18 protein-coding genes are annotated in these 20,616 nt (G+C 63.3%); 11 read left to right on the top strand and 7 right to left on the bottom strand.

Annotated features, from left to right (window positions below):
* The first annotated feature begins 151 nt into the window (after positions 1-151).
* Genes J2D73_RS17585 through J2D73_RS17575 form a run of 3 tightly spaced genes read left to right on the top strand, consistent with a single transcriptional unit; the run spans position 152 to position 5,738 of the window.
* Positions 152-1,432 carry a TolC family protein gene (locus tag J2D73_RS17585; protein WP_207883471.1) on the top strand — a complete coding sequence of 427 codons (1,281 nt, stop codon included), beginning with the start codon at positions 152-154 and terminating at the stop codon, positions 1,430-1,432.
* Entirely contained in the window at positions 1,429-2,616 is a 1,188-nt protein-coding gene (locus tag J2D73_RS17580) for an efflux RND transporter periplasmic adaptor subunit (RefSeq protein WP_207883469.1), read from the top strand. The genes J2D73_RS17585 and J2D73_RS17580 overlap by 4 nt, the downstream gene beginning before the upstream one ends.
* On the top strand, positions 2,613-5,738 hold the full coding sequence (locus J2D73_RS17575) for an efflux RND transporter permease subunit (protein ID WP_207883468.1): 3,126 nt from the start codon (positions 2,613-2,615) through the stop codon (positions 5,736-5,738). The genes J2D73_RS17580 and J2D73_RS17575 overlap by 4 nt, the downstream gene beginning before the upstream one ends.
* Before the next feature lie 441 nt (positions 5,739-6,179).
* On the opposite strand, the gene J2D73_RS17570 is transcribed toward J2D73_RS17575, so the two are convergent.
* Complete coding sequence (locus tag J2D73_RS17570) at positions 6,180-6,539, bottom strand: hypothetical protein (RefSeq protein ID WP_207883467.1); 360 nt, start codon at positions 6,537-6,539, stop codon at positions 6,180-6,182.
* On the opposite strand from J2D73_RS17570, the gene J2D73_RS17565 reads away from it, so the two are divergent.
* A complete protein-coding gene (locus J2D73_RS17565) occupies positions 6,516-6,959 on the top strand; it encodes a hypothetical protein (RefSeq protein WP_207883466.1) in 444 nt (147 codons plus the stop codon). The two genes, J2D73_RS17570 and J2D73_RS17565, sit on opposite strands and share 24 nt — an antisense overlap.
* 139 nt (positions 6,960-7,098) lie before the next feature.
* Here J2D73_RS17565 and J2D73_RS17560 read toward each other — a convergent pair whose 3' ends face one another.
* The 4 genes from J2D73_RS17560 to J2D73_RS17545 are packed head-to-tail and all read right to left on the bottom strand — an operon-like array spanning position 7,099 to position 10,131.
* Positions 7,099-8,277 carry an L-dopachrome tautomerase-related protein gene (locus J2D73_RS17560; protein ID WP_341535123.1) on the bottom strand — a complete coding sequence of 393 codons (1,179 nt, stop codon included), beginning with the start codon at positions 8,275-8,277 and terminating at the stop codon, positions 7,099-7,101.
* A gap of 4 nt (positions 8,278-8,281) precedes the next feature.
* Positions 8,282-8,716: a cupin domain-containing protein gene (locus J2D73_RS17555; RefSeq protein ID WP_207883464.1), complete on the bottom strand. Its 435-nt coding sequence runs from the start codon at positions 8,714-8,716 to the stop codon at positions 8,282-8,284.
* Complete coding sequence (locus J2D73_RS17550) at positions 8,713-9,099, bottom strand: nuclear transport factor 2 family protein (protein ID WP_207883462.1); 387 nt, start codon at positions 9,097-9,099, stop codon at positions 8,713-8,715. The genes J2D73_RS17555 and J2D73_RS17550 overlap by 4 nt, the downstream gene beginning before the upstream one ends.
* Positions 9,100-9,111: 12 nt before the next feature.
* Positions 9,112-10,131, bottom strand: coding sequence for a zinc-binding alcohol dehydrogenase family protein (locus J2D73_RS17545; RefSeq protein ID WP_207883460.1), 1,020 nt, complete (start codon positions 10,129-10,131; stop codon positions 9,112-9,114).
* Positions 10,132-10,231: 100 nt separating this feature from the next.
* On the opposite strand from J2D73_RS17545, the gene J2D73_RS17540 reads away from it, so the two are divergent.
* A complete protein-coding gene (locus J2D73_RS17540; RefSeq protein WP_207883458.1) occupies positions 10,232-10,612 on the top strand; it encodes a winged helix-turn-helix transcriptional regulator in 381 nt (126 codons plus the stop codon).
* A 47-nt stretch (positions 10,613-10,659) separates the two neighbouring features.
* Here J2D73_RS17540 and J2D73_RS17535 read toward each other — a convergent pair whose 3' ends face one another.
* Both J2D73_RS17535 and J2D73_RS17530 read right to left on the bottom strand, forming a co-directional pair.
* Positions 10,660-11,115, bottom strand: a complete 456-nt coding sequence (locus tag J2D73_RS17535; RefSeq protein WP_207883456.1) for an Ivy family c-type lysozyme inhibitor — start codon at positions 11,113-11,115, stop codon at positions 10,660-10,662.
* A gap of 93 nt (positions 11,116-11,208) precedes the next feature.
* Entirely contained in the window at positions 11,209-11,673 is a 465-nt protein-coding gene (locus J2D73_RS17530; protein WP_243430067.1) for a hypothetical protein, read from the bottom strand.
* Positions 11,674-11,715: 42 nt separating this feature from the next.
* Here J2D73_RS17530 and parC point away from each other — a divergent pair, with 42 nt between their 5' ends.
* The 6 genes from parC (at position 11,716) to J2D73_RS17500 (ending at position 20,596) form a co-directional block, all read left to right on the top strand.
* A complete protein-coding gene (gene parC, locus J2D73_RS17525) occupies positions 11,716-13,923 on the top strand; it encodes a DNA topoisomerase IV subunit A (RefSeq protein WP_207883455.1) in 2,208 nt (735 codons plus the stop codon).
* Between the two features lie 464 nt (positions 13,924-14,387).
* The gene (locus J2D73_RS17520; RefSeq protein WP_207883453.1) at positions 14,388-16,130 is read left to right on the top strand and encodes a hypothetical protein; all 1,743 of its coding nucleotides are present in this window, start codon (positions 14,388-14,390) and stop codon (positions 16,128-16,130) included.
* On the top strand, positions 16,127-17,119 hold the full coding sequence (locus tag J2D73_RS17515) for a hypothetical protein (protein WP_207883452.1): 993 nt from the start codon (positions 16,127-16,129) through the stop codon (positions 17,117-17,119). Before J2D73_RS17520 ends, J2D73_RS17515 begins: the two co-directional genes overlap by 4 nt.
* A complete protein-coding gene (locus J2D73_RS17510; RefSeq protein WP_207883450.1) occupies positions 17,116-17,718 on the top strand; it encodes a hypothetical protein in 603 nt (200 codons plus the stop codon). Before J2D73_RS17515 ends, J2D73_RS17510 begins: the two co-directional genes overlap by 4 nt.
* Positions 17,715-18,980, top strand: a complete 1,266-nt coding sequence (locus J2D73_RS17505) for a hypothetical protein (protein ID WP_207883447.1) — start codon at positions 17,715-17,717, stop codon at positions 18,978-18,980. The genes J2D73_RS17510 and J2D73_RS17505 overlap by 4 nt, the downstream gene beginning before the upstream one ends.
* On the top strand, positions 18,977-20,596 hold the full coding sequence (locus J2D73_RS17500; protein ID WP_207883445.1) for an NADH-quinone oxidoreductase subunit D-related protein: 1,620 nt from the start codon (positions 18,977-18,979) through the stop codon (positions 20,594-20,596). Before J2D73_RS17505 ends, J2D73_RS17500 begins: the two co-directional genes overlap by 4 nt.
* The last annotated feature ends 20 nt before the right edge of the window (positions 20,597-20,616 follow it).

The following is a 20,616-nucleotide window of genomic DNA, read 5'->3' as shown; positions in this document are numbered from 1 at the left end:
AATTTTTGAAATTAAAGATAAAAATTTTCGTATGAGTCGCATATTCGGCGCATTTCGTGATCTCGATTGCAGTGTTCTTTTTATTGAAAATATTTTAATGCTAAAACATACTTTGTAATTCATGATCCTGCCGGGTATGCAAAAAGAAGACATGAGATCGAAAGAGCGCTTGCCCGCCCTTGCGGCGGCACATGGTCGCGCCCTTGCGCTTGTCCCCCGCATTCTTTGCGTCGCGACGCCCATCGTCGCACTTGCTTTTTCGACGCCGGTTGGCCGGGCGGAAAGCATGCACGAGGCCATCATCGCGGCCTGGAGCGCTGATCCGGAAGCGCGGTCCAGCCAGACGGACGCAAACGCCGCGCATAAATCCGCCAGCGCGCTTGACGCGTGGTTTCCCTCCGGTCCGGTTCTCAGCGGCGAATACCTCGATGACCATTTCATAGGCAGCAAGGTCGGATACACGACGTATCAGGGCAGCGTGAGCATGCCGCTCTGGTTGCCGGGACAGGGCTCCGCAAGCGTTCGCAATGCGCAGGCGGACGAGTCCGTCGCGCGTTCGCGCCTGAAGGTCCAGCGTCTTCTGATGGCTGTCCGGGTGCTTGACCTTACCAGCGCCGCCGTCGCGCTGCGGCGGGAGATCGCCAACCTTCGGTCGACTCAGGGTTTGCTCGACCAGACCCTGTCCGCGTCGCAGAAGGCGCTGAGAACCGGAGAGATCGCCGCCTCCGATCACGAGGCGATCGTGGCTGAGCGGGAAGACGTAGCGGGCCAAATTCCTGACAGGGAGCAACGGATAGAGACCGCGCGTGCGGAATTGCTGACTCTGACGGGAACGGACGAAATTCCGGACCTGATGGCGCTTGACGGCCGCCTTCTGGCGGCACGCGTGCAGAAGCTCGACCCCCGCAACGATCCCCGGATCGAACTGGCTGATGCGCTCGTGGGCAGCGCGAAGGCGTCTTACGACCTTGCGAAGCGGTCATACATGCCCAATCCGGAAATCGGCGTGTCTCTATCCCGGCAGGAGCAGTACGGAAGTCCGTGGGACACGCAGTTCGGCGTGCAGTTCCAGACCGCCCTGCCAAGCTCTGCGCGAAACGTGCCGATGCTGATGAAGGGCGTGAGCGCCATGGGCGCTGCGAACCGGGACGCGGAGCTGGCGCGCCGAAAGGTCGCCGTTGAATATCGGCAGGCTGAAGCGCGAATGTCTTCTGCTCTCGTGGTCCTGGGGCATGCGCGGGCCACGCAACAGGCGTTGAGCGCGCGGGCCGCCCAGCTAGGCAAGGCATGGAGCGTCGGAGAGACGCCGGTTATCGAATATCTCCGCGCCAGACGTGCGGAACTGGACGCAAACCAACGTGCGACGCAGGCCGATGTGTTGTGGAGATCCGCTCTTGTCCGAATACTCCTCATGACCGGACAGACGCCATGAGAACTGGATCGTTCCCGTGCGTAGCGCTTCTCTGCGCTCTGAGCGCGATGTTTGGAGGCGTAGCTCCGGGGCGGGCTCTGGCGCAGGGAGATTGGCCGACAAAGCCCGTGATGATCGCCCCGGAGGCGCTGAAGACCCTTGGGATCAACACGGCGGCAGCGCGGTCAGGCGCAATCGCGCCGCACATCGACGCCCAAGCCTATATCGCAGCGGACGAAAGACGCATCAGCAGGATTCACCCGGTCGGCGCCGGGCGCGTCCGGGAAGTGCTGGTGAGTCCGGGGCAGATCGTTCGTCGTGGCGAGGCGTTGCTGACCTACGACGATTTCAGCCTGAGCGACGAGAAGCAGAAGCTGCTCGGCGCGCAGGCGGCGCTGCAGCAGGCGGAGGCGCTCGAGCAGGATGCAGCGCTCGCGTGGAAGCGCGCGAGCGCCCTGCGCGGCGGGGTCGTGTCGGCGGGGGAAGCCGAACGGCGCAAGGCCCGGCTGGCCGACGCCCGGGCGATGGTCGCTCAGCGGCGTTCGATGGTGCAGAATGAGACTGAGCGAATGGCCCGCTTCTCTTCGCCGACGCAACGTGCGCAGGGGATCGTGTCAAGCGTCATATCGCCTGTCGACGGTGTGGTGCTGCGTATCAATGTCACCGTTGGCGGTGACGTGTCGAACGCCACGGTGGCTCCAGTGGAGGTCGATGATCTCAGCACTGTCTGGATCGTGTCCCAGGTGTCGGAGGCCGACGCCGCGAGATTGTCAGTGGGTGACCGGCAGGAAACGCGCGTTGCAACTGGACGCAAGGCGATTGAATCCAAAGTCGACCTGATCGAGGGGGGCGTCGATCCGGGAACGCGCCGTGTGCTGGTGCGCAGTCTCGTGAAAAACGGGGACCGCTCCCTGCGAGCGGGCATGCTGGTGCGAACCCGCTTGTTTGTTGCCGGGACTGTGACCGGCCAGATCGTGCCCTCCAGCGCCCTGCAGATGATGGGGGCGTTGCCGTGCGTCTTCGTCCGCACAGCGCCTGACAGCTACGAAGCGCGTCATGTTGAGGTTGGACCGTCTCTGAACGGGGAGGTGGTGATCGCCAGCGGTCTGAAGACCGGAGACGTCGTGGTTACGGACGGCAGTTTCGTAATGAAATCACAGGCCTTGCTCAACCCGCCTGCCGACGCTGCGGCGTCGTCGCAATGAAATTCGTTCTGGGTCTGTTGAGTCGCCGCCGGGCGGTTCTCGGCGCGGCGGTCCTGTTGATGATCGTTGGCGTGTTCGATCTGCGTTCACTGGCCGTAGAGCCGGTGCCGGACATATCGCCGCGTCAGGTGCTGGTCTCCGTCAGCGCGCCCGGATTGCCGACGCAGGAGGTCGAACGGCTGGTCACCCTGCCGGTCGAGACCGTGCTTTCGGGCGTGGTCGGGCTCGACACAATGCGGTCGGTGTCGCGCACTGGCGTATCGGTGCTCTATCTGCAATTCGGCGACAACACCAATATCTATCGTGACCGTGAACTTGTCTCCCAGCGACTGGCGGAAGCGCGGGACGCCGTACCAATCCACCACGTCTCGATCTCGATGGGGCCCATGACGACGGGCATGGGCGAGATCATGCATTTGCAGATCCTCGGTCCCGGCAGGTCTCTTGCCGAACTCAACAGGATCATGACGTGGAGCGTCGTGCCGAAACTCCGGTTGGTGCCCGGCGTCGTGGACGTCAACGTCAACGGCGGCGCGGCCGAGACTTATGAGGTGGAGCTCGATCCCCAGACGCTGCGGCGGTATGGCGTGTCGGCGGAAGATGTGTTCGACGCGGTCGATACCGGCAACGAGGCGGCCGGCGGCGCATGGATCGAGCATAATGACGAACAGCGCGTCATCGTCGGCCGGTCGCTGATCGACAGCCTCGACGAACTGGGAGCGATCGAGGTCCGTAGTGGTCCGAACGGCGAGGCGATCCATGTGCGCGATCTCGGGGCCGTTCATGAGGGAAGGCTGCCCAGGCTGGGCGCAGTGACGCGTGACGGAGAAGGCGAAATCGTCAACGCCGTGGTTCTGCTGCGCGAAGGCGCGAACGCCCGCCAGGCGTTGGCGCGAATCAAGAAGGCGCTGCCGGAACTTAACCGTTCGCTGCCGCAGGGCGTAAGGCTGGTCCCTTATTACAGCCGCTCCACACTGACCAACGTCACCATCATGACCGTGCGCGACAACCTGTTGATGGGCGCGGCTCTGGTCTTCGTCGTGCTGATGGCGGTGATCGGCGACTGGCGCGCGGCTCTGGTCATCATCTCAGTCATTCCCTTTTCGCTGCTGGTCGCAATGGTCGGGATGAATCATCTCGGCATTTCGGCGAACCTGCTCAGCCTTGGCGCCATCGATTTCGGGATGATCGTCGACAGCGCTCTGGTCATCGTGGAGACGGTGCTCAGTCGCAGGCCCACGCCCGGGATGTCGTTCGCTGAAGGAATCGCCGCGACTGTGAGCCTCATCGCCCGCCCGGTGACGTTCGCCATTCTGATCATCATCCTCGTCTATCTGCCGATCCTTACTCTGGAGGGGATCGAAGGACGGATGTTCAGGCCCATGGCGGAAACAGTCATTCTCGGACTTCTGGCGTCGCTGGCCTTCGCTCTGGTTTGCGTGCCGCCCCTGTGCCTGATGCTGATGAAACCGCCTGCGACGCACGAAAACCACGCAGAGGCGGATCACGAGGACGCGGAGCATGACGACGAAACCGGACATGACACGCGCCTGATTGGGTTTCTTCGTCGCGGCTTTCTGCCGGCTTCGCGTTATTGCGTCGCGAACACAGGTCGCGTGACGCTCGTGGCGCTGGCGATATTTGCGGTGTCCGCGCTGCTGGCCACGCGGTTGGGCGGAGAATTTATTCCGCAGCTTCAGGAGGGCGATCTGATCGTCACCTCCACCCGTCTGCCGGGCATATCGCTGGAGGCGTCGGTTCGCGCGGTCGATGCGATTGAAAACACGCTGAAACGTTTCCCGGAAATAAGGACTCTCGTCAGCAACACCGGAACTTCCGCAATTCCGACCGATCCGCAGGGCGGAGAGCAGACCGACACCTATATCCTGCTCAAGCCGCGGTCGGAGTGGCGGACGGCGGACACGCAGGAGGGACTTGTCCGTGCGTTCGACGAGGCGCTGCGGAAGTATAACCCCGGATCGCTCTACAACTGGAGCCAGCCGATCCAGATGCGGATGGACGACCTGCAATCGGGCGTGCGCTCGCAGATCGCGGTCGGGGTCTATGGCCCAGATCTCAAAGTTTTGACGGCTTTGACAGCGAAGATCGCACAGGTGATCGCAGCGGTTCCCGGCGCCGCCGATGTCGCCCCGCAGGACGTGGGGACAATCCCGTACCTGCATATCGACGTCGATCGTCAGGCCGTGGCGCGATTGAATGTGCCGACGTCCGAGGTGCTGGACGTCGTGGAGTCCATCGGCGGCCACGTCGGGCCGCCTGTCTCCCTGGACGCCGCTCTTATTCCGACGGAGGTCCGCATCGAACCGTCTTCGCGCGACACGCTGGAGAAGATCCGGCTGTTGCCTGTCGTGACACGGGACGATCATGTCGTCGATCTGTCGCAGGTCGCGCATATCACGCTCGACGATGGGCCCGCCGCTATCCGTCGCATTCAGGGTGAACGGCGGATGATGGTGCAGGCGAACGTGCGTGGCCGCGATCTGGCGTCGTTCGTCAGCGCGGCGCAGGCCGCCGTTGCGAAGGACGCGGCGCTTCCGCCCGGCTACAGGGTCGAATGGAGCGGGCAGTTCAAGAACCTCCAGACTGCATCGGCGCGTCTCGCGGTCGTGGTGCCCATAACGCTGGGACTGATTTTCCTGCTGCTGATCCTCGCTCTGGGCGATCCCTGGTTGGCTGGCCTCGTTTTCGTCAATCTGCCTTTCGCTGCGACTGGCGGGGTCATCGCGATATGGTTGCGCGGAATGCCTTTCAGCATCTCGGCGGGCATCGGGTTTATCGCCCTGTTCGGCGTGGCGACGCTTAACGGCGTGGTGTTGATTTCGTGGGTCAAAGAAAAGCGACGTAACGGTATGGACGCTTTTTCCGCCGCGACCACTGCGGCGCGCGAACGGTTTCGGCCGGTCATGGCGACGGCCTCGGTCGCGTGCCTGGGCTTCTTTCCCATGGCGTTTTCCATGAGCGAAGGGGCGGAGGTTGAAAAACCATTGGCGACCGTCGTGATCGGTGGCCTCGTGTCGTGTACGGCGCTGACGTTGCTGGTGCTGCCTTCGCTATACATCAAGCTGAGTCATTGGAGGGAGCGGCGCGCGCCGGGACGGTGATCGGGGCGCGGGCGCTTCTATCCGGGCGAGAGACATACGGCGTTGACCTTGCGGTGCTCGCGCAGCGTTATCGAGAAAGTACTTCCATATTTCCCGCCGTAAGGAGCAGTCTGAATTCCTCTATGACGTGATCGTTATGACGCCTGATTGAGAGATGGTCGCCAGCGGAGGCAATGCTCAGTGCTGAAAAGGCTGTTTTTATGCGACTCCGATTCCACTATGGGCCATGTAAAGCTCGCGCAATACGCGGAGCGCTCGATCAATCTTCTGCGCGACACTGACGGTTCGGAGAAAACAGCATTCTCGCTCTTCGGCCCTTTGCCAACACAAGCGGACACAACGTCCTGTTTTGAGGTCTGGAGTCCTCTCAGGCATCCTAAATTCGTTCTCCTGAGCGGCTTTGATCAGCCCGATTCACAGTTTTTTAAACATGAAGGCAGCCTATTTAGATTTATAGAACAGTTTGATGCGGTAGAGTGCTGGTTCGACCCGACGGTGCGTGGACAGATCACGCTGGTCCATTTTCTTGTTTATCTCGGTAGCTTCGACGTCGTGCCGGGTAATGTCAGTTTGATCCATTCCGGTAACGCAGTCGGGAGCATCAGTGCGGATGCCCTTCTGCGGCTCAGGCCCAAAAAAATAGGGCTCGCTCAAGATCATATTCAGGCCGCCCGGCGGTTCTGGTCGGCGTTTGGTCAGCCGGATCCACGACAGTTTTCTCAATTGACGCCAAACGCAGTCGAGGCTCTTCCATTCCTGTATCAAGCGGGCCGTAAAATGCTCACCGAGCTTCCGGCGCATGACACAGGCCTGAGCGCGACACAGGCGGCGCTTGTCACGCAGGCGCTTAACCCTGACGCCAACTGGGCGTCTGTGGTAAATGGCGCCTATGCGGAGCTCGGCGGCCCCCGGTTCGGTAGCTGCTATGTTGAGGAGAGCCTGCAACAATTGGCGGCGGGGCCAACGCCTGTGATCCGTGGGCTTTTGCCAAATCCGCTAAGGCGGGCTCCGGTTGCGGGTCAGGCCTTTCCACAGGCGGCCTATGACGCCCACCGGAACCGCCGGTTGAGTTTGACGGACATTGGTCTGCGTCTGGCGGCGGGGCAGGCCGATATAGCTGACTATGTCCCGATTCATCGGTGGTGGGGCAACACTGAACTTACAAACGACACGCTCTGGCGCTGGAACGCGCAAAAGCAGTGCGTGTTGGAGCCTCAATGAGCAATGTCTTTTACGCTCTGAAGGCCCAGAAAACGATTTGCCCTTCGCCCGACCGTAGCTGATACGACTATGGGTCAGGCGCAAATTGCCCATGTTGATGGAGCTTCGATTCTCGGCGCGCTCGTGCGGGTGCGGCTCACTAACCGCCTGAACGGATGCCTCGTTCGGTAGTTGGCGCTGCCTGGCCATATCGGCCGGGGCGCACTTTCATGGACAGCAGCAGAAATGGGAGAGCTACGCGCGACCGACCCTGCTGAAACTGCGGCAGCCTGTTGAGTTGCGCGACCGGAAGCCACAGTTGTCCATCATGAGTAAGAAATGGCGCATCCGCCCAGTTCAGACGATCATCAGAGACAAGCGGCGTTATCCGCCCGTCCGGGTCACGCCGATAGACAGTCTTGTCCTTCAGGGCCGTAAAATAGAGTGCGCCCCGCGCGTCCATCGCGCTGCCGCCAATCGGCGGCAAATCCGCCCAGGGTTCCACCGATGCGGCAAGTGTTGCGGCGGGGGTCGCCGGGTTGTCCAATAACGCGGTAGGAACTTTCGACCAGGGACCCTCAAGCGGACCGAAATAAAGGAAGCGCCCGTCAGGGCTGACTTCCAGAGGGTCGGCGTTGACCAGCAGGGGCGCGCCGTTGCTGGTTTTGACGACGTCTCCCTCCATGACGATTGGCCGTTCCGGACGCGCCTGTGTGGCCGGAACGCCATCGAGAACACGTCGGCAGACGCCCGTTGCGATATCAAGCACTAAAATCGCGCCTTTTCCCGCATCGGTCAGATAAGCGTGCGGACCGTTGAAGCGGATATCGTCGATATAGCTTCCCCGCGGCGCCACATCTGGACCCAGGGGGTAAATTCGGAGAACGTTTCCCGTCTGCGGATCGAGCCTGACCAGTTTCGGGCCGTTTACGAGCGTTGGTCCGCCAAATTGCGGCGTCCCGGTGTCGACAACCCAGAGCGTTCCCTCCGGATCGATATGCAGGGCGTTCACGTTGACGAAATGCTTTGTGGCGTCGAGACCCGGTTTCCAGCCATTCCATTCAACAGTCGGAAATGCTTGCAGAGCGCCTTGCTTTGTCAGAATTGCCACGGAGGGACCGTGAAAACCGGTCCAGCGCGGCCCGGCGACGATTACGCGATCCGCAGATATGGCCACGGCATTCCAGTCCAGCGCCGAACTCGATGCCTGCACGTCCAGAATGGATGTCCGGGCATTGCCGGAATTCAGCGCCCAAAAACCGTAAAGGAGGAACCCGGCCGCCATGGCGGCGTATCGAATGCGTCGCCGTGAGGAGCTCGCGGATATGGTTTTTCTCACGACGTCATATCCCCGCGATAAACTGTTTTGACGCTCCGTCTTCCTGATTGACGAATGTGACGTCGTCCTGTTCGCGAAGGGGCGCGTCGATCGCCAGGAACACGATGGGGGAGCGCAGTATGCGCGGCAAGGCGTGCACCGCCCGCCGGGGGAAGACGAGAAGATGTCCGGGCGCGAAAGCAGCCTCTGTCCCCGGGTCGTCGATCCAGAATGTTCCCTCGCCAGAAAGGACATGCAGGATTTCGTCGCATTGAGTGTGATAATGCGCAGGGACGCCGCGGTAGACGCGAAAGACCCGGATGCTGCGTGACGGCGTGTCAGTCAGATAGGTGTCCAGCAGCATCGTGTCGGCCGTATCCGGAAACGATGACGCGATGGCGTTGAGATCGAAGCGATCACCTTTCACGCCTTTAAGGGACGAGTGTTGGTCGGTGGTCATGAGCCCGCCTCCTCACTGCGTAGAAGGTCCTGCAGGCGTGCAGTGTCCGCGACTTGATGAAGCGCGACGATCTGGCCGTTTCGAACAGTCCAGAAATGCGCAAAAGCGACAGTTCCTGCTTGTCCGCGCTTCGTGCGCACCTGATAAAATCCCGACGTCGCGACGTTTTCCCCGCAAACCACGAATGTCTCGGGTAGCGCAGCGTATTCTGTGAAATGGCTTTTGACGGCGGGGAAAAAACGTTCGGTCACTGCCCTCCGTCCGACATGGCGTCCCCCTTCGGGGAACGTGTCAAGAACGGTCCAGACGATATCATCCGCCAGCAGCGATGCATCGCCGGTCGCATACCAAAGGCGCACGATATCCGTTGGTTCTGTGCTCATGATTGACGCCTTTCACACGCCGAAGCCTGAGAGAACGATTTTTCCCTTCGCCTGACCGCTTTCGATAAGAGCGTGAGCCCGACGCAAATTGCTTGCGTTGATCGGGCCAAAATTCTCGCCCAGCGTCGTGCGGATGCGGCCGCTATCCACCAGAGCAGAGACCTCGTTCAGAAGCTTTCCCTGCTCGGCCATATCGGCTGTGCTGAACACCGAGCGAGTGAACATGGACTCCCAGTGGAGCGACAGACTCTTGCGCTTGAACGGCATAGCGTCGAGCGTCTGCGGATCGTCGATCAATCCGAAATGCCCCTGCGGCGCCAGCAGTTCCACGATATCGGCAAAGTGTTGGTCGGTTTGGGTCGTAGAGAACACGAACCCTGGAGCGCCAGTCGGAAGACTTGCGACCTGTGCGGCCAGGGGCGAACGATGGTCGAGCACATGATGCGCGCCAAGGCTGCGGACCCATTCCTGTGTTTCCGGACGGGAGGCGGTGGCTATGACGGTCACGTCCGTCAGGACGCGCGCCAGCTGGATCGCGATCGAGCCGACGCCGCCTGCGCCGCCGATGATCAGCAGGGAGGGCGTCGTTCCAGGCACGGTTCGCCGGATATCGAGGCGATCAAACAGCATTTCCCAGGCGGTGATCGCGGTCAGAGGGAGGGCCGCCGCCTGCGCCCAGTCCAGCGATGCAGGCTTGCGTCCCACGATGCGTTCATCGACGAGATGAAATTCGGCATTTGTGCCGGGGCGCGGCAACGATCCGGCGTAGAACACCTCGTCTCCTACGGCGAAATCGCGCACCTCTGATCCTTTCGCCGTGACGATCCCTGCTGCGTCCCATCCCAGAACGCGCCAATGCCCGGATTCAGGTGCGGCGTTTCGGCGCACTTTGGTGTCAACGGGATTGACCGAAATCGCACGAATCTCGACGAGCAGATCCCGTCCGGTCGGAGTAGGGGTCGGAAGTTCTATGTTCTCCAAAGCGTTTGGGGCGTCGATTGGCATGGAAGACTGATAACCAACGGCACGCATGATTTCTGCTCCATCATTGTATGAAATGAAGATGGGGCGCTATCATCACTATCCGCAAGAACGCACATATAACGCCCATAGTATCGGAAATGATACCGTCATGCCCCGTATCCGCCATAAACAACTGGACTGCAGCCCGGGTTGCGCTGTGGAGGCGACGCTCGAACTGATCGACGGAAAGTGGAAGGGCGTCATTCTCTTCCACCTTCTGCAAGGAACGTTGCGCTTCAACGCAATTCGCAAGCTTTTGCCGAACGTCACGCAGCGTATGTTGACAGCGCAGCTACGTGAACTGGAGCAGGACGGCTTCGTGCTGCGGACGGTTTATGCCGAAGTGCCTCCCAAAGTGGAGTACAGCCTGACTGAACGCGGCCGATCTCTGGAGCCCGTCATCATGGCATTGAAACATTGGGGGGACGCGCATGCGTATTTCGAAAAGAAAACGGCATCCCCTGAGGTTTTTGCGGCCGTCGCCGAATGAAGTCGTTCGGTCTCGGGTTTTGGGCCTTGGCTCGGGGAGTGAGGCGTCTATTTTTTTACCGGAAAGGCGAACGCCTCAGGGTGATTGAAAAGACTGCCAGTGATCGCCGCGTAAAGGATAGTTTTCCCGTCGATGCTCTCTGGCCCGCCGCCGATATTGAACCACGTCAGCGTTTCTCTCGGGCTGCCGTCCGCAGCCTCAAGGCGCAAGCCATAAATCGCCGCATTGTCGAAGAGAATGGCGAGTTGATGATTGCCGCAATCATGTTTTTTGCATGCAAGCAGCACGGTATAAGGCTTGCCGTCCATCGTGACAGACACGGCTTCGGATGACGTGGCGTTTTTCAACCAGTCTGGTTTGGACGTTTTTCCAAACATTGCGTTCAGTCGCGTGGACCAGTTTGGGTCCGTTGAATACGTATTGAACGTGGCCGGATCTGCCTGAGCGGCGGAAACTGTGACGCCGACAACGAGCATGACTCCCAGCAATGCGCTCAATTTCATGAAATTCTCCCGTAATTGTTTTTTGTTTTTTCTTTAGACGGTCTGTTTTCAATCTACCGGCAAAGAGGCGATTGCGAAAGCTCCAGCACGTCCTCACCACTCCGCGCCGATGACATGCCGTGGCTGAGACGGCCCCGGATCAGCGTTGCCTGACCATACGCTCCAGTCCCATCCCGGATGCTGGTTGAGTTCCGCGGTCATGGCGGCGTAGGCGGGAGCCTGATGTCCGCGTGAGTATTCTGCGAACGCAGAACGTCCGCCCATATAGACGCAGCCGCACCCGAGCCGATCAGCGTAGAGATAAACCGGCCCTGTCGCAGTCGGTCGGTATGTCAGCATGCCCGCAGGCAACAGGTTCATCATGGCGTAGCGTTCGGTCGTGTCGGCGTAATGGGCGGTGAAACCGCTATGCGCGAGTTCATCTCCAGTCTTCAGAAATGGCGCAGCCGGGGAGCACGCGCTCAGCGTGACGAGCGTCGCCAGCGGCAACGCCATTTGCCGCGACAGGGCGTGGATGCGTTCTGATCTCGTCGTGCGGCGACAGGGCGTGTTGGCCAAAACGTGGCTCTCCGTTATGTGTGGCGCCCATGGAGGACCGGTATGAGTGACACGTTCGAAGGCCATATTGAGGATACGAAGCTCGCCGACGCGCTGAGCGAGCGGTACCTGGCCTACGCCATGTCCACCATCATGTCCCGGTCGCTTCCCGACGTGCGCGACGGGCTTAAGCCGGTGCATCGACGTCTCGTGTACGCGATGCATCAGCTTCGCCTCGATCCCACATCCGGGTTTAAAAAGTGTGCACGCGTCGTCGGCGACGTGATCGGTAAATACCACCCGCACGGCGACGCCTCGGTCTACGAGGCGCTGGTGCGTCTCGCGCAGGATTTCGCCGTGCGTTTCCCGCTCGTCGAAGGGCAGGGGAATTTCGGTTCGGTCGACGGCGATAACGCCGCGGCAATGCGATACACGGAAGCGCGCCTGACGAAGGTGGCGCAGGCGCTGCTGGAAGGCATCGCCGACGACGCCGTCGATTTCCGCCCGACCTATGACGGCGAGGAAAGCGAGCCCGTCGTGCTTCCGGCTGCCTTTCCTAATCTGCTCGCCAACGGCGCGGCGGGCATCGCCGTCGGCATGGCCACCAGCATCCCGCCGCACAATGCAGGAGAGCTCTGCGCCGCCGCCGCGCTGCTGATCCGCAAGCCGGACGCGACGACCGCCGAGCTGCTGCAGCACATGCCCGGCCCGGATTTCCCGACGGGCGGCCTGATCGTCGAAGAACCTGCGGCGATCCTGCAAGCCTATGAAACCGGCCGTGGCGGCTTCCGCATCCGCGCGCGCTGGGCGGTCGAGCAGGGGCGCTTCGGCACCTGGCAGATCGTCGTCACTGAAATCCCGTATCAGGTGCAGAAATCGCGCCTGATCGAACAGATCGCGGATCTGATCGAGCAGAAGAAGCTGCCGCTACTTGGCGACGTGCGCGACGAAAGCGCTGAGGACATCCGCCTGGTCCTCGAGCCCAAGACCCGTGCTGTGGAGCCCGAGGTCCTGATGGAGACGATGTTCCGCGCCACCGCGCTGGAAAGCCGTTTCCCGTTGAACATGAACGTGCTCGGCCCTGACCGCGCCCCCGGCGTGCTTGGCCTGCGGCAGGTCCTGCGCGCATGGCTCGATCACCGGCATGAGGTTCTGGAGCGTCGCAGTCGCCATCGTCTCGCCGCCGTTGAGCGTCGAATCGAGATCCTCGAAGGTTTCCTCGCTGTCTACGCGAACCTCGACGAGGTGATCCGCATCATCCGTGAGGAAGACGACGCCCGCGCCGGCCTCATGGCGGCGTTCAGCCTGACAGAGGTTCAGGCGGAAGCGATCCTGAACATGCGCCTGCGCAGCCTGCGCAAGCTCGAAGAGATCGAGATTCGCAAGGAACACACCTCCTTGAGCGCTGAACGAGATTCTCTGAAGGCGCTGCTCGGAGACGTCACGCTGCGGTGGGCGAACATCTCCAACGAGGTCAGGGCGATCGGCAAGGCTTTCGGCTCGGGCGCGCTCGGCGCCCGGCGCAGCACGCTGGCTGCGGCGCCCGAGAAAATCGACATCTCTGCGGCCACCATGATCGAGCGTGAACCGCTGACCCTGATCCTTTCTGAAAAAGGGTGGGTCCGAGCGGTCAAGGGACACGGAATCGACGCCGCGGCGCAGAAGTTCAAGGAAGGCGATTCGCTGCGTCTGGCCCTGCCGTGTCAGAGCACGGACCGGATATGCTTCTTCGCGACGGACGGACGGGCCTATACGGTCAACGCCGCCGACCTGCCGCGCGGCCGGGGCGACGGGCAGCCGGTTCGTTTGATGATGGACCTCTCAAACGACGAGGACATTCTCGCCGTTTTCCAGCTGGGCGTGCACGAAAAGTGGCTTGTGGCCTCCAGCGCCGGACGCGGCATGCTGGTTGCGGACGCTGATCTCGCAGCCGAAAAGCGCAGCGGGCGACAGGTGCTGAATCTCAAGGGCGACGAAAGCGCCGCTGTCTGCTCTGCAGTCGAGGGAGATCATGTCGCGGTGTTGGGAACCAACCGTCGCTTTTTGATTTTTCCGCTCGACCAGATGCCGGTCATGGCGCGTGGCCTCGGCGTCGCGTTGCAGAAATATGCAGATGGCGGACTGAAGCAGGCGGCGACCTTCTCCGCTGAAACGGGACTGCTCTGGGCGGGCGCCGCACGGCCGCGAGGCTTCGAGGACCTGAAGCCATGGCTCGGCAAGCGTGGCGCTCCGGGTAAACCTGCCGCTCCGTGGGCGCTGCGAAAGGGCTGAGACGCCTCATCCGCACGCGCATAGGCATTTTGTGAGCGTTTCCAGAACGACTTTTCCATGCCGTAGCCTCGGATGCGCGGTGTCGGGATGCTCTGGCGATTTTGACGACCCTCCGCAGGGTGGGGCGACGTTGAGGCCCGGATCGGAATACGCTGACGTTATTTTAGAGAAGGTGGACCGCGCCTCAGCACGCTGAATCTGCAATATGAAGTGAGCGTAACGGACATCGAAAGGCGCTTTTAAGAAAGCGGGCGTATCGTCGCTTGCTTGAGGCGCAGGTCAGGCTGTCCAGCTTCTTTGGTCGGCCGATCAGTTTCTCGTCCCGACAGATTCCGTCCGGCTCGACGATGCTCTAGGATCACGCCGAACACGTCACGCGCTTTCCGACCGGACCACCGCCAATACTCACCTTTCTTCCCTTCGCGTTTGCGGTCGCAGCCTGCATCCTCGCCGATAATCGTGCGGTGCACGCCCGGTTCGCATCGCTCTCCGTCGCCCTGTGGGTCGCAGCGCCATTATGTGGCGTCTGTTGTGCGGCGTTTCCCGCCGTTGCGGTCTGGCCGTTTCCTTTGGGCGCCGCTTTTGCGCGGCCTGACGCAATTGGCGCGTTGTTCCTCTTTCCTCTGGCGCTCGCTCCCTTGGCTCTGGCCGGAGCGTCTCATGTCGCCGCAACTTCGGCCGGAGCGCGAGACCGTACTGATTGGGGTTACGCTCTGGCGTGCCTGGCCACGTTTTGCGCTGATCCCGTTTTGCTCGCTTTCGTCGTGTCGGGTGCGGTTCTGGTCGCCGCCAGGCCGTCCCGCGGCGGTGGCGAGGTCGCCGCGCGCGCGCTGCTGCTGGGCGCCGCCTGCCTGTGGCGGTCGGACTGGCTGATTTGCGGCGCCCTCTTGCTATGCGTGTCCGGGGGCGGGACGAAGCGGGTCGGCCGGTCGCATCTGCTCGTCATGAGTCTTGCCCTCCTTGTGGCGTCACGCAGCGTATTGCAGCACGCTGAGCCACTCGCCGCAGGCCCGACTGCGCTTCTGATGGCCGGTGCGCTTGCGGTCGGCGCATGGAGGGCCGTGCGTGCGCTGACCTGCCGAACGTTGAGCGAGGCTCTTTCCTCTCTGGCGGCGATTGTTTTCGCTTTCATGCTCGTTGCCGCCGCATTGGCCGCTCAGGCGAGAGCGGCGGACATGGCGCTGTCCGCCAACACGGCGGAGAAGGCTTTCGTGCTCGGGCTCGTGACCGTGTGGCCTGCCGCCGCCGTGTTGTTGACGTTGGGGGATACTGTCAGCGCACGCGCCGGGTCCGATCACCTGGATCGGCTCGGCGGTCTGCCGCTTTTCGCGCCTCGCCTCGCCAGTCTGTTCGCGGGCGCGCTGTTTCTTGTCTCCTTCCTGCCGCCTTCCGGGGCGTTCTCCCTCCTTTGGCTGGAGACTGAAATCGTTCTCGAATCCCCCGCTGGCGATTCCCTCGCCGCAAAGACGCCATTCCTGCTGACGCTGGCCTGTTTCGGGGCGCTCGTCGGGTTGGCTGGACTCGCCTCCGTCCGCGTTGCGACACAGACCCTGTTGGGCGGCGCGCGGACGCCACGCATGGCGGCGACGCAGGACGTTGCGTGGCCCGAGGCTGCGCCTGTTCTTTGTGGCCTGGGCCTCACCATGGCGGCGGCGCTCGCGCCGGGCGTTCTTTTCTTCGCGGCCCGGCCGGTTCTGCGCGCATTTTCAGGCGGCGCCGGGTTCACCGATCAGACGCAGTTGCTGAGCCTGATCGCGCCGGACGGCCTTTCGCGGTTTACGCCGCTGGCGCTGTTCGTCTGCGTGGTCTTCGCGGCCAGCCTGGCGCGCATCGCCCAGGTCCGGCCTGCCAGACAAAGCTCGATGGAAGATGCGTCCGGATCACGCTTCGGCGCCGCCTTTCTGGCTGAACGGGGATCGTCGCAATCGGCGCCGTGGGCCGGCGGCATGAAGACCCGCGCTTCCTGGTTGCCTTTTGGCGAGCCGCGTATATGGCCTTCCCTCTCCATGCAGGGCGATCTGGCCCGCGCGCTGCTCTGGCCGGGCTGCGGCGCGACTTGGCGCAGAGGCCTCCGGCGGCAGGCGCGGCTGCTGATCACAGGCGTCCGCGCATTGTCCGTTCGTGTATCGCGCGTCGAGGATCAGGGTCTCGTCATCGCTCTCGCGCTGGCGGGATTGGGCCTGATCATAGGGGCGCTCTGGGGGTGACGGCGATGCATCTGTTTCTCTCCCTGATCGTGCTGGCGGCGCAACTGGCTGCGGTGGTTCTCGCCGCGCCGCTGATCGCCGGAGTGCGCGATCATTTCGCCGGGCGTCTGACCGGCGGGGGGGCTCCGTCGTCGCTTCTGCGCTGGCGGCGGATTGTGTCGGCGTGGCGCACGCCCTCGGTTGATTTTTCAGACCTCATTCCCTCGAACCCACTTCTTGTCGCGGCGGCTCCGTTGGCTTGCGGGGCGGCGATAACAGCGGCTTGTCTGGCTCCGGCCTTCTCGGTTCATCTGACGCCCGCCGGTTCTGCCGATATCCTGATGATCGGCGGTCTTCTGGCGGCCGCACGGTTTCTTGTCCGACTGCCCGCCTTGAACGACCCGGCGGAGATTTCAGGAGGCGCCATGCTGCGCCTCGCGGCTGGAGCGACGGCGGCGCCTGCGTTGCTGCTGATCGTGGCGCTTCTTTTCGCCACTGGCGTTACGACGGATCTGGATGTGGTTCTGGCGGGACTGCGTGAGGATGAGACTGCTCCACGGGGAGCGTTCCTGCTCGCCGGGGTCGCGTTGCTCGCCATAGGGCCGACGTGGGGAGCGTCAGAGCCTCTTGAAGCTCAGGGCCGCGAACGTGCGATGCTGATGCTTGCGGGCGATGTGCTCGACCTCACGTGGATCACGCTTGCGGGCGATCTCGCGTGGCCACGCGCGCTTGCCGCGCCGCCAGTCTCGGGGGCGAGCGTTTCAGCGCAGTTCGTCTGGTTTGGCGATTGTGGTCTGACGGCGGCGTTCTGGCTGGCGCGGGCGGCGGCCGTCGCCTGTGTGCTGGCGTCGGCCCGCGCGATCGCTTTCGGGCCGGTGGCGACTGCGCGACTGCGTGGCGGTCTGGCGCTCGTGCTCGCGGTGCTGGCCCTGCAACTGGCGGCTACGCCGTCAGAACCGTCTTCAGAAACGTGGGCCGCCCCCGAGGCTGCAGGAGGCGTCTCTCGATGAGCATCGTGCTCGCCCTCCTTGAACTGGCCTCTCTGGCTCTCGTACTGGTCGGTTTCGCCGCCGCGCCGGTTCTGGCCGTGGCGACGGCGTTGCTGGTTATCGACGCTTCGTTCGATTTCCGCTCCCCGGACGTCTTTGCGCTGTGGTTCGCCGCCGCTGCGGCGCTGCTTGCGGGTGGCGTTCCGGCGTGGCGTCTGCGTGGCTACGCCTCCGTTTCGTCTGTCGTGACAGGCCGTTCGGTTGCGACGTTCGGATTGGCGCTGCTACTGGTCGTTGGAGCAGGGTTGAGCTTTTCTGACCCGGCCGCCACCGCAATCGGGGCGACGAGCGCCAGCGTTATCCGAGGCGGCGCCGGGGTGGCGCTTCCCGTTACGCTGGTCGGCGTGACGGTGGCGGCGCTTGGCGCGGGACCGTTACGGCAGTTCGCCGGCGTGCTTGCGGCGTGCGATGGCGCGCTCTTGCTGGCCGTCTGTCGTGGAGAGGTCCCGTCGATCTGGGCGGTGAGCGCGGTCATGCTGGCGTTGTCGGGCGCCGGGTTGCGTTTTGTCGAGCGCCTGTCGCTGCGTCGTGTCGGGGACGACCCCGAGGCCACGTCATGACCGAAATGGTCGATCTGTTGGTTTTGGGCGCTCTCGCCTGGCCTTTTCTGGCCGGGATTGCGCTCGGCGCGACCGGGCAGGGGCGTAGCGTGTCGGTTGCAGTTCCCGCCGCTGCAGTCGGTCTGCTTTTGTCCGTAATGGCCGGGATATTCGCCGCGACCGGGCATGGTCGTCCGTCAATGTCGTGGGCGGACGCCGGACCGGTCGCGATATGGGGGCGCGTGCTGGTCTCAGTCGGGCTGGTCGTGGAGCTGCTAGCCGTAGCGCCCCGGGCTCTGTCTTCTCAAGCCGCCGCTTTTCAGGCAGGCGCGCTTCACGAAGGGGCGGTCGCGCCGGGAGACGAGCGTGGCGAGCCCGTCTCCCGGTCAGGCCGGGAGAAGCTGGGGCCTGCGCTTTCGTTTTGGGGCGCGGGATTCGCGGCCCTCGCGCTTTCTCTGGCTTTGACGCCGGTAGCATTGGCCACGCTGCTTGCAGGTTCGGCGCTGTTGACCGTCTTCCACGACGGCAGAAGGGGAGCGGCGCTCTCCGGATGGGACGCTCTTCGCCGGAACGCCGTAGGTGCGCTGACCGCGATCGCAGGGGCGGCGCATCCGGTAGCGGCTTCCGGCGCTGTCCTGTTGGGCGTCGGTTTCGTTATACTGGGCGGCCTGTTCCCCGTCGCCCCGTTCGTGGTGGAGCAATCTCTTCGTAACGAGGGTCGAGAAACGCTGTCATCGGCGCGTGTCCTGAGCGTGTTCAGGTTCTGCTCGGCGGCGATCCTGCTGGCTACGGTCCGGGTGGGCTCGGAACCCGTGTCATTGTTCGCGCCACTATCATTCGCTCTGATCGTCACGGGATTTCTTTCCGTCGTTGTATCGGCGGCGCGACTGGCGAGCGGATCGGCAGCCGAGCGACCGATGATCGCCGTGTCGGGATGTCTCGGGCTTGCGGCGATCGCGGCGTCTGTAGGTTGCCCGAGCGCCGCGTTGCTGGCCCTTATGGGACCGACGTTGGCGGCGCCCTGGCTGTTGGAGAACGGCGTTCCAGGTCGTGGCGACGCGGTCTCGGCGTTCTTGCAACGGCAGGCGGGAGTCCTGCTTGTGCTTCCCGCGTTCGGCGCGGCGCTTCTCCTTACGCAGGCGCTTCAGGCCCATTCGATCTTGCTGGCGGCCCTGCTCGTCGTGGCGCTGTTTCCGGCTATGGCGCGAAGACGTGGAGCGGGCGCCGATCAGGCCGTGGTTCGGTCGGGCGTCAGCGGCTTTGCAGACGGGGTGGAGAGATGAATGGCGGTCTCATCCCCTTCGGCGCGCCACCGAAAGAAGACGCGGAGGGGCTCCGTGACAGCGCTGCGCTGATACGATCCGGGCGTGCGGCCGGCGCGTCGTGGCGCTTCGAACTGGACGAGATGGAATGGCGGGGCTTGCAGGAGAGTTTGTCTGCCGATCCCTTGTCCTTCATCGGATTGTGGTGCGACGGAGACGCAGTGCAGGCGCTGTTCGCCGATCCGCGTCAGGGCGGAGACCGGCCACTGATGGCCGTCCTGAAGCTGGATGGGGCACGTTATCCCGGTCTGTCGGGGCCGCGCCCGGCCGCCGCGTCGTTCGAGCGACGAATCAATGATCTATGGGGCGTCGAGGCGATGGACGCGCGCGATACGCGCCCGCTTGTCGATCATGCCGCATGGACCGCGAGCGCCCCTCTGTCCGCCCGACCGGGGGCTGCGACATACGCGCCCGAGATTCCGGAATTCGGACAACTCCCGGATGCGGTGGTTCGATCAGGGACTCTCGCCACACGCGGCCCCGCGAACGGCGGGTTCGCTGCGCCCGCGCATTTGCGGCTTGGCGTCGCGCCCGGCCCGGCCGGACCAGCTGTGGCTTCTGTCGAAAGTCGCGTCGGCTACACCCATCGCGGCGTCGCTTCGCGGATGTGCGGCGGCACTACTCTGGCGGCGGCCGATCTGGCGGGGCGTATTTCGGTAAGCATGGCGGCGGCCCATCAATGGGCGTTTTGCATGGCGGCGGAGCGTGCGGCGGGCGTTTCCGCGCCTCTTGCCGCCGAGGTCGCGCGGGCGGCGTTATGCGAGATCGAGCGTGTTTTCGCGCATCTGACCGCGCTCGCGCGACTGGCGCAGGCGGCGGACGCTGCGCTTGTGAGCGCGCGCCTGTTCGCCGCACGGGAAACACTCATGAGGCTCTGTGGCAAGGCGCTGGGCAAGCGCACGTTGATGGATTGCATATGCCCGGGTGGGGTCGCCATCGGCGGCGTAGCGTCCGGAGGGGACGCGCGCTCGGAAGCGCAGGTTCTGGCGTGGGTGTGTCAGGAGCTGGCGGCGTTCGGCCGCAGTGAGGTCGCTGCGTTGCGTGGCGTGTGGCGGACGACGCCGGGACTGCTCGCGCGCCTTGCCGGCCTGGGGATGACACGACGTGCGGAAATGGACGCATTGGGACTGGGCGGCGTCGTCGGACGGGCTTGTGGGCGCGGCGGCGATCTCAGGCTGGGGCAGGCTGCTTATGGCGCCGTGCAGTTGCGTCCTTGCGCCCGTACCGGCGGCGACGCCCGTGCGCGCGCCGACCTTCGAATGGACGAAATTCTGGAGAGTCTGGAGCTTCTCGATTCACTGGGCGCGACATTGCTGGCTGAGGAGGCAGACGCTCTGTGCGCCGCCTTCCCCACGCCGGTTGACCCGTGTTGGGGGTTCGGCGCTGTGGAGGCGGCTCATGGCGCTGTCTGGTATGTCGTAGGGTTGGGCAAGGGGCGTGTGGAACAGGTCTTTATCGCCGACCCTTCTCCCTCCATCCTGACGGCGCAGGAGGCGGCGCTTGTTGGCGCACGGGCTTTGGATGTGGATGTCGTGACGGCGTCTTTCGCCGTCTCGGCGGCGGCGGTGGATCAATGAAGTCTTTGACGGATGTTGAT

The organism is Acetobacter sacchari, assembly GCF_017377715.1.
Classification (GTDB): domain Bacteria; phylum Pseudomonadota; class Alphaproteobacteria; order Acetobacterales; family Acetobacteraceae; genus Acetobacter; species Acetobacter sacchari.
The sequence above is the reverse complement of the archived record's forward strand: the minus strand, read 5'-3'. Positions and strand labels throughout refer to the sequence as shown.